Source organism: Corynebacterium sp. HMSC034B08, assembly GCF_001835805.1.
Taxonomy (GTDB): domain Bacteria; phylum Actinomycetota; class Actinomycetes; order Mycobacteriales; family Mycobacteriaceae; genus Corynebacterium; species Corynebacterium coyleae.
The window spans coordinates 85,810-96,081 of the sequence record NZ_KV825899.1 but is presented as its reverse complement, the minus strand read 5'-3'; the positions used below and the strand labels follow the sequence as shown (position 1 = coordinate 96,081).

The 10,272-nt window shown below is 61.3% G+C and carries 11 protein-coding genes; 4 read left to right on the top strand and 7 right to left on the bottom strand.

All coding sequences use genetic code 11. The features are described 5' to 3' along the window. The first annotated feature begins 43 nt into the window (after positions 1-43). Positions 44-1,435, top strand: a complete 1,392-nt coding sequence (locus HMPREF2656_RS00725; protein WP_070815581.1) for an RNA-binding domain-containing protein — start codon at positions 44-46, stop codon at positions 1,433-1,435. Positions 1,436-1,537: 102 nt separating this feature from the next. Here HMPREF2656_RS00725 and HMPREF2656_RS00720 read toward each other — a convergent pair whose 3' ends face one another. Then, positions 1,538-1,954: a hypothetical protein gene (locus HMPREF2656_RS00720; protein ID WP_070450508.1), complete on the bottom strand. Its 417-nt coding sequence runs from the start codon at positions 1,952-1,954 to the stop codon at positions 1,538-1,540. Between the two features lie 316 nt (positions 1,955-2,270). Then, complete coding sequence (locus tag HMPREF2656_RS00715; RefSeq protein ID WP_070815580.1) at positions 2,271-2,468, bottom strand: hypothetical protein; 198 nt, start codon at positions 2,466-2,468, stop codon at positions 2,271-2,273. A gap of 644 nt (positions 2,469-3,112) precedes the next feature. On the opposite strand from HMPREF2656_RS00715, the gene HMPREF2656_RS00705 reads away from it, so the two are divergent. Both HMPREF2656_RS00705 and HMPREF2656_RS00700 read left to right on the top strand, forming a co-directional pair. Further along, positions 3,113-3,850, top strand: a complete 738-nt coding sequence (locus HMPREF2656_RS00705; protein ID WP_246825042.1) for a hypothetical protein — start codon at positions 3,113-3,115, stop codon at positions 3,848-3,850. Beyond that, positions 3,847-5,400, top strand: a complete 1,554-nt coding sequence (locus tag HMPREF2656_RS00700) for a Y-family DNA polymerase (RefSeq protein WP_070482431.1) — start codon at positions 3,847-3,849, stop codon at positions 5,398-5,400. The genes HMPREF2656_RS00705 and HMPREF2656_RS00700 overlap by 4 nt, the downstream gene beginning before the upstream one ends. Positions 5,401-5,420: 20 nt before the next feature. Here HMPREF2656_RS00700 and HMPREF2656_RS00695 read toward each other — a convergent pair whose 3' ends face one another. Then, positions 5,421-6,008 (bottom strand): AMIN-like domain-containing (lipo)protein, encoded by a 588-nt coding sequence (locus HMPREF2656_RS00695; protein ID WP_070614288.1) that lies wholly within the window; start codon positions 6,006-6,008, stop codon positions 5,421-5,423. A gap of 141 nt (positions 6,009-6,149) precedes the next feature. Here HMPREF2656_RS00695 and HMPREF2656_RS00690 point away from each other — a divergent pair, with 141 nt between their 5' ends. Beyond that, complete coding sequence (locus HMPREF2656_RS00690; RefSeq protein ID WP_070815578.1) at positions 6,150-7,031, top strand: sucrase ferredoxin; 882 nt, start codon at positions 6,150-6,152, stop codon at positions 7,029-7,031. Positions 7,032-7,043: 12 nt separating this feature from the next. Here the strand turns inward: HMPREF2656_RS00690 and HMPREF2656_RS00685 are convergent, their stop codons facing one another. From HMPREF2656_RS00685 to HMPREF2656_RS00670, 4 genes are all read right to left on the bottom strand, one after another. Continuing rightward, complete coding sequence (locus tag HMPREF2656_RS00685) at positions 7,044-7,814, bottom strand: HAD family hydrolase (protein ID WP_070815577.1); 771 nt, start codon at positions 7,812-7,814, stop codon at positions 7,044-7,046. 11 nt (positions 7,815-7,825) lie between these two features. Next, positions 7,826-8,506 carry a methionine ABC transporter permease gene (locus HMPREF2656_RS00680; protein WP_070815576.1) on the bottom strand — a complete coding sequence of 227 codons (681 nt, stop codon included), beginning with the start codon at positions 8,504-8,506 and terminating at the stop codon, positions 7,826-7,828. Beyond that, positions 8,503-9,531, bottom strand: a complete 1,029-nt coding sequence (locus tag HMPREF2656_RS00675; RefSeq protein WP_070570552.1) for a methionine ABC transporter ATP-binding protein — start codon at positions 9,529-9,531, stop codon at positions 8,503-8,505. Before HMPREF2656_RS00675 ends, HMPREF2656_RS00680 begins: the two co-directional genes overlap by 4 nt. Continuing rightward, a partial coding sequence (locus HMPREF2656_RS00670) for a MetQ/NlpA family ABC transporter substrate-binding protein (protein ID WP_070815575.1) occupies positions 9,532-10,272 on the bottom strand: 741 nt, incomplete at its 5' end.

Below are 10,272 nucleotides of genomic sequence, written 5' to 3'. Positions count from 1 at the left end.
GAAAACTCGTCTACTAGAAAGCCTTTCGAGTAGAATTCCTTCTGTGCGTCCAGAGAGAAACTACCGAGATGACCCGAGCCTTCTTCTGCGTCTGCCGGAAGATCAATGGTTCGAGCGAAAGTCTTTCCGCATCAAGCCGAAGGATCTCGCCAAAACCATCGTCGGCATGGCAAATGCGGAGGGCGGCATTATTGCTGTCGGAATTACTGACCGGGAGTTTGATGGGGCACCGACGCCTAAACAGGACAATGATCTGAGACAAACATCGCTCGACCACACGGATCCAACCGTGCGCGTTCGAATCGAGCCGTTCGATATCGGCGACGGTGCGCAGGTTTACCTGTTTCATGTAGACCCGAGTGAGCATGTGCATTATTTGCGGTCGGGGGACTGCTTCCTGCGTGTCGGCGACGAATCTCGGTTACTGAATGCAGACGGCATTCTCGAACTGCGTTACACCAAGGGTGAGCAACAGTTCGATGCGACGGTGCTGCCCCGTGTCGGTATGGGTGATCTCGATATGGAGGTCGTTGGTGAATATGCCAACGTTATTGGTTCTTCTTCCGCTGAAGACGCTCTTAAAGCAAGAAATCTCATCGACCGTGAAGGTAGGCCCCGAACAGCAGCACTCTTGCTCTTCGGTAAAGACCCGCAAGAGTTCTTCCCTAATGCGCATGTCCGTGTTCTGCGGTTCGGTGAGGATGAGCGGCTCGCGGGGCATCAGCAACAGCTTTTGGCCGACGACCGGTTTGAGGGGCCGTTGCCACAACAAATTGGGGCTGCTCAGCGGGCGATTGAGGGGATGCTGCCGCAAGTCCGGCGCCTGGGCGCTTCGGGGTTGTTCGAGGATGAAAATCTCATCCCGAACGACGTTTGGCTTGAGGGATTAGTAAATGCTGTCATTCACCGGTCGTACAGCATGGCTGGTGACCATGTGCGGTTCGAGATCTATCCATCTCGCCTCGAAGTTTCGAGTCCGGGGCGCTTTCCCGGTTTGGTGGACCCCACACGACCAGAATCTATTGCTCGATTTGCGCGCAATCCTCTCATTGCGCGGGTGACGGCAGAGCTTCGGATTGGTCAAGAACTCGGCGAGGGTATCCGCCGTATGTTCGCAGGTATGCGGCGAGTGGGTTTTGCTGACCCGATTTACCAGCAGACGAGCGGAAGTGTTCTGCTCACGTTGAAGGCGGTTCAACGGCTTGATCCGAAGACCGCGGACTCCCTCCCGCCTCACGCCGGCAGCGCCCTGTCAGTCATGCAAGCGAAAGGCAGGCCAATGTCTACGGGGGAGGTTGCAGATGCCTTGGGGATTTCGAACCCGCCTGCCCGCCGCGCGTTGAAAGCGCTGCGGGAGGAGGGCCTTATTCAATGGCGCGGTAAAGGTCCGCGGGACCCTCGGGCGGTATGGCTTTTGGAAGGGCCTTTGCGGTAGCTCGAAAGCTACTAGAAAGCTACTCGAAAGGGAATGTTTCTAGGTTGAGCTGCGAAAACTCGTCTACTAGAAAGCCTTTCGAGTAGATTCTTTCTAGTAGTTCTATGCGTACGCGAGGCGCCGCGTGCCGTCCACGTGCGGGTACAGCAACCACGCCGCCACTGCCGCAAGGATGCCGACCAGCAGCCCCGCCACTGCGGACCAGTGCACCAGCGGGCCCATCATGAGCACAAGCCACCACACCATGAGTGGCACAACCATGCTTATCGACGGCACCCTGCTGACATTTTTCTCCTCAGCAAACGCCGCAATCTGCTTCCGGTAGGGGTGCAGCCACGTCACCGCGATAGCAACAACAACGCAGACCAGCGCTGTGATCGCCTTGATGCCCAGCGGTGCTTCGGACACCATCACGCCGACGGAACCACCCACGGCCAGCGAACCCAGCGCGCGCACGACGGCGGGCGTGGGGATCGGAGTGACGCGGCTACGGACCTCGTTGGCGCTGATCGGGATCATGAAAGGCGACGTTACCAGGGCGCTCCACCGCCTTCTTATGTCTCTTAACTCTTCTGCATTGCACGTTTGAACCTCTCGTATCACAGCACATTCGCTTGCTTGCCAAAACTCTGGTTCATGGCGACGGATGGTGAGACGATCGCCGCGCCCGTCGTGGAGTGCTTGGCTGGGGGATCTGAGGCGAGTTTCTCGTTAAGTTGACGCAGGCATAAACGTTCAAACAAAAGGGTGTCTGGATCTTTTTTGCAAAGTAAAGTCCTGTACCGCATCAGTGCGGTACAGGACTTTCACGAAGTAATGCGATGAAATCGGAACTTTACTCGCGCACTTTGTCGTCATCTTTCGCTCGATGGAAGAAGAAAGCGGAGACAGGAAAGGCCACAGCAGCGATACCCCAACCAGCAATGGCAGCTCCTGTTACAGGGGTTGTTACTCCAAGAAGAGGTGCTACCGCGCCGATCGCGAGTGCGACGAACCCACGCGACTGATTTTCACTTTTGCCGGTGATTTTCATGGTTTCTCCTTGTGTTGCTTGGGGCGTGTAGCTGAGCCTTATTAGTTGGCCCACTCTTCGCGCCGCTTGGTTCCCGGGAGGTCACCCTGATAGGCGACTCACATACGGAGTGTACACAGACACCGCAAGGAATGTGTTCTGTATCACGTTAAATTTAAGTATTGCCACCATCTGGAGTGCTTTACGCCCTATTAACGTAACCGTTGTTATGTCAGCTATCTGGCAAAATCAGTTTGCCAGCTCGCCTTCTTTTTAATCGTCAGCAGTGGACGGTCCCATAGAGAGCCCCATGTTCAACGCAACCAAATTTGTCCCTGAATGTGCACGTGCCGCCACGGTTCGTGGTCAAGTCCCGTGTAGTGGTGTGGCAGTGTGTTCTTTCGGCTCGGTATGAAGCGCGGCCTCTGTTCAAGCGGAAGGCCGATGGGGAGTGCGCGATGACGGAGTTCGAGGGGGTTCGGACCGTTGTGTCGAGAGCCTTCTTTGTGCTCCGGGGTCTGTTGGCGTTCGTTGCCGCATTATGAATGAGGAGATCATGGAGTATTCGTATGGCCCCATAAGTCGGATTCTCATGAAGATTGAGTAGAAAACATGTTCGACCAGGAGCGTTGCCTGTGTCGGCCCCGGGGTGCATACTATCTGGCGTGAGTGGAACACCTATTCGAGCTACGTTGGCAGCGGCGCGCCTGCATGAAGCGGGTGAAGCGCCTGCTCAGCTGACGCGTGCTGAGCAGATCGCGGAACTGCGTGCGCGCATGGCTGCGCTCGGCGGGGAGGTCCCTCAGGAGGTTGCGGCTGATACTGAGGTGCTCACGATCAGCGGTGGTCTTTCGACTGTGTTGCCGAATGGTGGCTTGGCGCGAAGGACGGTCACGCACGTCAGTGACACACCCGCGCTGATCGTGGAGCTCATCGGCCAGGTGGTGGAAGCCGGTGGGCGCGTAGGCGTGGTGGGGTGGCCGGAGTTGTCGTACGCCGCCATCGGTGCAGATGCGCTTGAGCGGGTCGTCGCGGTGCCGGAGCCGGGTATCGACGACCTCTCGGTGGCGGGCGTGCTCGCCGAAGGGCTTGACCTGGTGGTGCTGCGCACTCGCAGTGCGCTGGAATTGTCTCCGGTGCGCGCCCGGCCACTGCTGGCCAGGATCCGGAAAGGGCAAGCGGCGCTTGTGTGCGTCAACGTTGCGGTGCCGTCGCCGGCGCTCACGCTGACGGGCACGCTCGCGCAATTCCACGGCATCGGCAGAGGCACAGGGCGCATTACCGGGATCGATTTCGATGTCCGCGCAGAAGGTAAGGGATACCGTCCGGCGAGTGCACGGGTGACGTTGGGTGCTGGTGGTGAGCGGGGCGTCGATAGGCGAAAGCTGCGGCTGGTCACATGAGGGTTGCAGCGTTGTGGTTTCCGGACTGGCCCGTGCAGGCTGCGAAGTTGGAGTCCGGCGACGAGTTGGCAGAACCCATTGCGATTGCTGCGCACCACAGGGTGAAGGCGTGCTCGCAGGCAGCCCGCCAAGTGGGCATCCGGCGTGGGATGCGGGTGCGAAACGCACAGGCGGCAGCGCCGGAGCTGACGGTGGTGGAGGACAACGCCGACCGCGACGGCCGGATGTTCGCAGCACTTGCAGCGGGTCTCGACGATGTCGCGGCGAGCGTAGAAGTGCTGCGCCCAGGCCTTGTCGTTGCGGACCTTGAGGCCGCGGGCAAGTTCCACGGCAGTGAGGACCGTGCGCTCGAGATGCTTATCGACGCCGCCTCGCGCCGCGGCATCGACGCCCTTGCCGGTGCCGCCGACGAGATCGCCACCGCAGTGATCGCCTCGCGCTCATCTGACGTGGTGGCGCAGGGGCAATCGGCGACGTTCCTGGCAGACCAGCCACTCGGTGTGCTCGTCGCCGAAGAAGCGCTCGGCGCGGACATGGACACGGTGCGGGCGTTGGGGCAGTTGGGGATTTCCACGCTCGGGCAGTTGGCGGCGCTGCCTCCGGCGGCTGTCACCACGCGATTCGGCCAGTCCGGGATGCTCATCTACCGGATCGCCGCAGCCACGCCGGACCGCCGCGTCGCGCCCGAAATTCCCGTGGAGGACCTCGCGGTGGCGATCACTCCGGAGGACCCGATCGACCGAGTTGATGCTGCCGCGTTCGCCGCCCGTGCACTGGCCGCTAGCCTGCACGAACGGCTGAAAGAAACGGGGCGGAACTGCCTGCGGCTGAAAGTGACGGCCGAACTTGGCGACGGCACCCGTGTCGAACGCGTCTGGCGCACCCGCGAAGCACTCACCGAGGCCGCGACCGCCGACCGGGTGCGCTGGCAACTCGACGGCTGGCTGACCGGCGGCGGTGCCGGTGAAATTACAAGTCTCATCCTGGAACCGCTCGAACTCGCCGCCCCAGAACCCGTCGGCGAACTGTGGGCCGACGGCGCCTCCACCGACACCGCCCGCCGCGTCGTGGAACGCGTGCAATCCCAACTCGGCATCGACGCGGTGCTCCAACCCCGGCTCGTCGGCGGCCGTGGCGTGGCAGAACGGGTGCAGATGGTGCCGTACGGGGAGGCGGGGCCGGTCGTCGACAAGCTGTCCTGGCCCGGAGCAATCCCAGCACCGCTGCCTGCGCGCCTCGGTGGCGGCATCGAGCACCCCGCCTCGCGCATCGCGCTTATCGACGACACCGCAACCCCCGTCATCGTCACCGCCGAAGTGCTGCTCTCAACCACGCCGTACGCCCTGGCCTGGGGCGATCGCCGGTTTCTGGTTACCGGCTGGGCCGGGCCGTGGCCCGTGGACGAAGGATGGTGGGCCCAAACCGAAGGGGCCACAGGACGGCTTGCGCGCATGCAAGTCGTCGGGCGCGAAGGCGGACCAGACGGCGCTGTCACAGGCTGGTTGCTTGTGTGGAGCAGACGCAGCTGGCGCGTCGAGGCGGTGTACTAACGGTGGGGTGAGCGGTGCGATTAGTTCTGGACGATGTCGACGACCACGCGCTTCGGGTCCTCCAACACCTGCACCGAATACGGCAAAGCAGAGCGCAGACCCACCACGACCTGGCTACGGCCCTCATAGGTGCCAGCGCTGATCACGTCGATGACGTTGCCAGTATCGCCCGCCATCTTCACCTCAACATCGGAATCCTTACCCATCTCAAACGGATAAACGGTGCCGTCGACGTTGATGTTCAAAAACGCGTTACCCGCTACCTTCAACGGCTGGCCGGTGGTCTCCTGCATCGGGGTGGAGGTGTAATCCACAAACCAACCCGGATCCCCGTCGCCCTCAAGATCCACCACGACGCGGTCGAATCCCTCATGTGCGCCAACACGGACCGCGGTGACCACAAGCTGTGACGGTGCCGACGGGCGCTGCGTCTTCGGAGACGGGTCAGCGTTGCCCAACGGTTTCAGACGCGGAGAGCTGGCGGACAAGCTGCTGGCCACCGTTTCGCCGGCCCCGAAGCTGGGTGTGGTGCAGGCGGTGCAGGCAGCGATCGTCGCTACGCAAGCGCCCACGACCGCAGCGCGGAAGGAACCGGAATTTTTTTGCATTAAGCCACCGTAACCAGCAGGAGGAATCAGAACAAAAGCCTCAGAGCGAAATACCCAAAAGGTTATCTAACTGTTACAGAAGTGAATGTTGTTCAAATGGGTCATCTAATAAGTTAGGCCAAGCTTGGCTATGGTGGTGACATGCGACAATTGCCCTGCTCAGATGTTGAGGTTGAACCGCTGCCCGGCACCGCCAAGCCCGGCGCTACCTACGTCATCTTTGAGTGGCCCGACCCGTGGCCCCGCGACGTGATTTCCAACGCCGCACTTGGCGAAGAAATCACCCCCAAAATCTCCAAACACCTCGACGAATACGACGCATCCCTGCTGCTCATCCGCCATCCAACGCGCGAAGGTCGCAACATTGAGGATCACCACCTCTATCTCGTCTTCGCCGACGAAGGCATCACCGAGGTCCTCCATGTGGACGGGCCAGAAGACATTTTGAACCTCGACCTGTCGGGTCCCGGTAAGAACGGTGGAGTGCGCCGCGAACGCCCGCTGCTGCTGATCTGCACCCACGCCAAGCGCGATGTCTGCTGCGCAGTGAAGGGTCGCCCGCTGGTCAACGCACTGCACGAGCGCTACCCGTTCGGCCCCGGCAACGATGTCGTGTGGGAGGTTTCCCACATCAAGGGCCACCGCTTCGCCGCAACCATGATGCTCATGCCTTGGGCATACAGTTTCGGCCGCATGAACGTGGAGGCCACCGACGCGATGCTCACAGCCGCGAAGCGGGGCGACTACTTCGTGCCCGGCAACCGCGGACGCGGCACGCTCACCCCGGTGGAACAGGTTGCCGAGGTCGCTGTCGCCAGCGAGGTTGCCAATCCTCGCTACGGTGAGTTCGATGTTGCGCCGGCGCGTGTCGACGACACCACCGCCACCGTCAACGTCACCACGCCCGGTGCGGAATACGTCGTCGAACTGGAACAACGCCCGGTCAGCGGGATTGTGGATTCCTGTGGCAAGGACCCCAAGGAAGGCACTGCCTGGGTCGCGGTCAACGTGCAGGAGCGTTAGGGGAGCTAGGCCCTACATGTACTCGCCGAGGACTTCAGCCACTGACCCGATGACCCGGTCTGTGGCTGCTTTCACGTCGGCGGGGGAGTGGTGGAAACTATGCGAGTGGTCGGCCAGAGCGTGCATAGTCAGGTCGTTCCATGAGTCGCCGAACGTGTAGAGCTCCACGTCGTCGCGGTTGATGCCGAGTATCTCGAACAGCTCGAGGATGCCGGTGCCTTTCGACCGGCCCGGTGCCATGAGGTCGATGTAGTCCTGGTTTTGAGCAACTTCTACGTCGCCGAGTTTGGTGGCCCAGGCGATGACTTCGGCGCGCAGTGCGTCGTCGCCAGGAATCCAGAACGGGATGACGGCGAACTGGTGGTCTGGGATGTCGCGAATGCCCATCGGGGTGAAGTGGGCTGTGAAGTCGTGGGTGCGGCCGGTGTTGTTCGCAAAGACGCCGTCTACGCGTCCGATGGTGGTACCGAAAATAGCCAGTCCTTCGCGGCTTCCGAACTGTTCCACGGCGGCACGCAGGACGGCACCGTCGAGTTCGTGGCTGAAGATCAGGTCACGGTTGGCACCGTCGGTGGCGGACGCACCGTTGGACAGCACCTGGTAGTCGAACGCTAGCGTGCTGCCGGCCATGCCGTGGGCGAGCGCTGTACGGGAGCGTCCGGTGGCAGAAATGGCAAGATGCCCGGCTTTGCGCCAGGCATCTATTGCGGCGATATCCTCCTGGTCGAAACCGTGGGGAGGGTGGTGGAGAGTGCCATCGAAGTCGAACGCCGCTACCTTCATGGCACTTCAATCTACCGGCGCATGACCTTCTTGGACAGCCAGTTGCCCAGGAACTGAGCGAGCTGCACGATCACCACGATGACCAGGACTGCAGCCCAGGTGACTTGTGGCTCGAAGGCGCGGTAGCCGTACACGATGGCGAAGTCACCCACACCGCCGCCGCCGATGTAGCCGGCCATCGCAGACATATCGATGACTGCGATGAAGATGAAGGTGTAACCCAGGATTAGCGGGCCGAGTGCCTCCGGCAGGATCACCGAGGTGATGATCTTCCAGGGGCCGGCGCCCATGGAGCGTGCGGCCTCGATAACGCCGGGGTCGATGGCGACGAGGTTTTGCTCCACGATGCGCGCCACGGTGAACGTGGCGGAGAAACACATCACGAACGTTGCAGCGGCACGGCCGATGGTGGTGCCCACGACCTCCAGGGTCAGTGGATACAGCATCGCGATCATGATGATGAACGGGATAGGCCTGAAGAAGTTCACCGCAACGTTGATCAGGGTGTAGACCACGTTGCTGCGCAGGATGCCACCTGGTCGGGTGGTGTAGAGCAGCATGCCCAACACCAGGCCGAAGAATCCGCCGACAACCATGGTGATGGCGACCATCCACAGGGTGTCGCCGATGGCGTCGAGGAAGGTGGGGCCGAGGTTGTCCCAGTTCGGTTCAGCGAGCAGGTATTCGGTCATCGGGTGATCTCCTCAATCTCGGTGCTGCGCTGCAGTGTGGCCAGGAATTCGTTGATGGCGGCGTCGTCGCCGTTGAGGCGGACGGTCATCTTGCCAAAGGAACGTTCCTGCAGGGTGGTGATGCCAGCGTGGACTGGCTCGATGACAACACCGCGCGTGCGGGCGGTCTCGGCGGCGCCGAAGAACCCGGAGTCCTCGGAAAGATCCACGGTGAACAGACGACCTGGTTTGGTCAGCAGTTCGGCGCGCTCAACATCATCGGGGGTGTTGCGCAGGCTCGTCGCTGCGAAACGCTGGGCGACGGGGGTCTGCGGGTTGGCGAAGACGTCGTAAACCCCGCCGTACTCCACAACACGGCCGTTCTCCATTACGGCAACCTTGTCGGCGATGGCTCGGATGACATCCATTTCGTGGGTGATCACCACGATGGTGATACCGAGTTCTTCGTTGACGCGACGCAGCACTCCGAGCACCTCGTGGGTGGTTTCGGGGTCGAGGGCGGACGTGGCCTCGTCGGCAAGCAACAGCGATGGGTTGGTCGCAAGTGCTCGCGCGATGCCGACGCGCTGCTTCTGGCCACCGGAGAGCTGCTCCGGGTAGTTTTCGCCACGGTCAGACAGACCGACGAAGTCGAGCAGTTCAGCAACGCGGCGCTTGCGTTCTTCCTTGCCTACACCGGCCAGTTTCAGCGGGTATTCGATGTTGCCCGCTGCGGTACGGGAGGAAAAGAGGTTGAACTGCTGGAAGATCATGCCGACGTTGCGGCGGATCTCGCGAAGTTTACGTTCGGGCATGCCGACGACGTTTGTGTCGTCGAGAAGCAACTCGCCCGAGGTTGGCATATCAAGGCCATTGATGAGGCGGACAAGCGTTGACTTGCCGGCACCCGAGTAGCCGATCACTCCGAGGATTTCGCCTGGCTCGACGGTCAAGGTGACGTCATCGACGGCCTTGACCTCGCGCTCTTTGGTTTTGAAAACCTTGGATACGTTCCGGAACTCAATCCGGGTGCCGGTTGTTGTCATTTACTTGTACTCCTCCACAAGTCGGTCGAGGATCTCGTTGAGTTCCTCCTTGCTGCGCTGGACCTGCACGGCGGTGCCGTTGGAATCCTCGTCAAGCGCTGCGGTGACCTCCGGCGACTGCCAGATGTCGACCAACTTGGCGTACGTCTCGTTGTCCAGGTCATCGCCTGAGACAGTGAATACGTTGATGTACGGCTCCGCAAGCTCGGAGTTCGGATCGTCGGCCGCGACCGAGGAAGCCGGGTCGATACCTGCGCGTGCCAGCCAGTTGTTGTTGATCACAGCCGGGCGGCCTTCGTTGTAGGCGTTCGGCGTCTGGGACGCATCCACAGCGACAACCTTGACCTTGGAGGCATCCTTATCGATGTCAGCCGGGGTCGGGGTGAGCTTCGGCGCGCCTTCACGCAGCTTCAGCAGGCCAGCCTGAACCAGCACGTTGATCGCGCGACCCTGGTTGGACGGGTCGTTCGGCACTGCGATCTCGGTGCCCTCGATGCCGTCGAGCGAGTCGTGGTCCTTCCAGTACAGGCCAAGCACGTTGATCTCGCCAGAACCGATGATGCGCAGGTCCTTGCCAGCGGTGGCGTTGTACTGGGCCTGGTAGTTGATGGTCTGGAACTTCGAAATCTCGATCTGACCCTCGGTCTGTGCTGGGTTGACCTGCGGATACTCGGAGAAACGCACGATATCGAGCTCGATGCCGGCCTTCTGGGCTTCGTCCGCGAAGACACTCCAGGCCTT

Excerpts from the sequence above, each read along its gene's own strand:
- HMPREF2656_RS00680 (WP_070815576.1), bottom strand. The coding sequence starts at position 8,506 with ATGACCGAATACCTGCTCGCTGAACCGAACTGGGACAACCTCGGCCCC.
- HMPREF2656_RS00720 (WP_070450508.1), bottom strand. The coding sequence starts at position 1,954 with ATGATCCCGATCAGCGCCAACGAGGTCCGTAGCCGCGTCACTCCGATC.
- HMPREF2656_RS00675 (WP_070570552.1), bottom strand. The coding sequence starts at position 9,531 with ATGACAACAACCGGCACCCGGATTGAGTTCCGGAACGTATCCAAGGTT.
- HMPREF2656_RS00685 (WP_070815577.1), bottom strand. The coding sequence starts at position 7,814 with ATGAAGGTAGCGGCGTTCGACTTCGATGGCACTCTCCACCACCCTCCC.
- HMPREF2656_RS00715 (WP_070815580.1), bottom strand. The coding sequence starts at position 2,468 with ATGAAAATCACCGGCAAAAGTGAAAATCAGTCGCGTGGGTTCGTCGCA.
- HMPREF2656_RS00695 (WP_070614288.1), bottom strand. The coding sequence starts at position 6,008 with ATGCAAAAAAATTCCGGTTCCTTCCGCGCTGCGGTCGTGGGCGCTTGC.
- HMPREF2656_RS00700 (WP_070482431.1), top strand. The coding sequence starts at position 3,847 with ATGAGGGTTGCAGCGTTGTGGTTTCCGGACTGGCCCGTGCAGGCTGCG.
- HMPREF2656_RS00690 (WP_070815578.1), top strand. The coding sequence starts at position 6,150 with ATGCGACAATTGCCCTGCTCAGATGTTGAGGTTGAACCGCTGCCCGGC.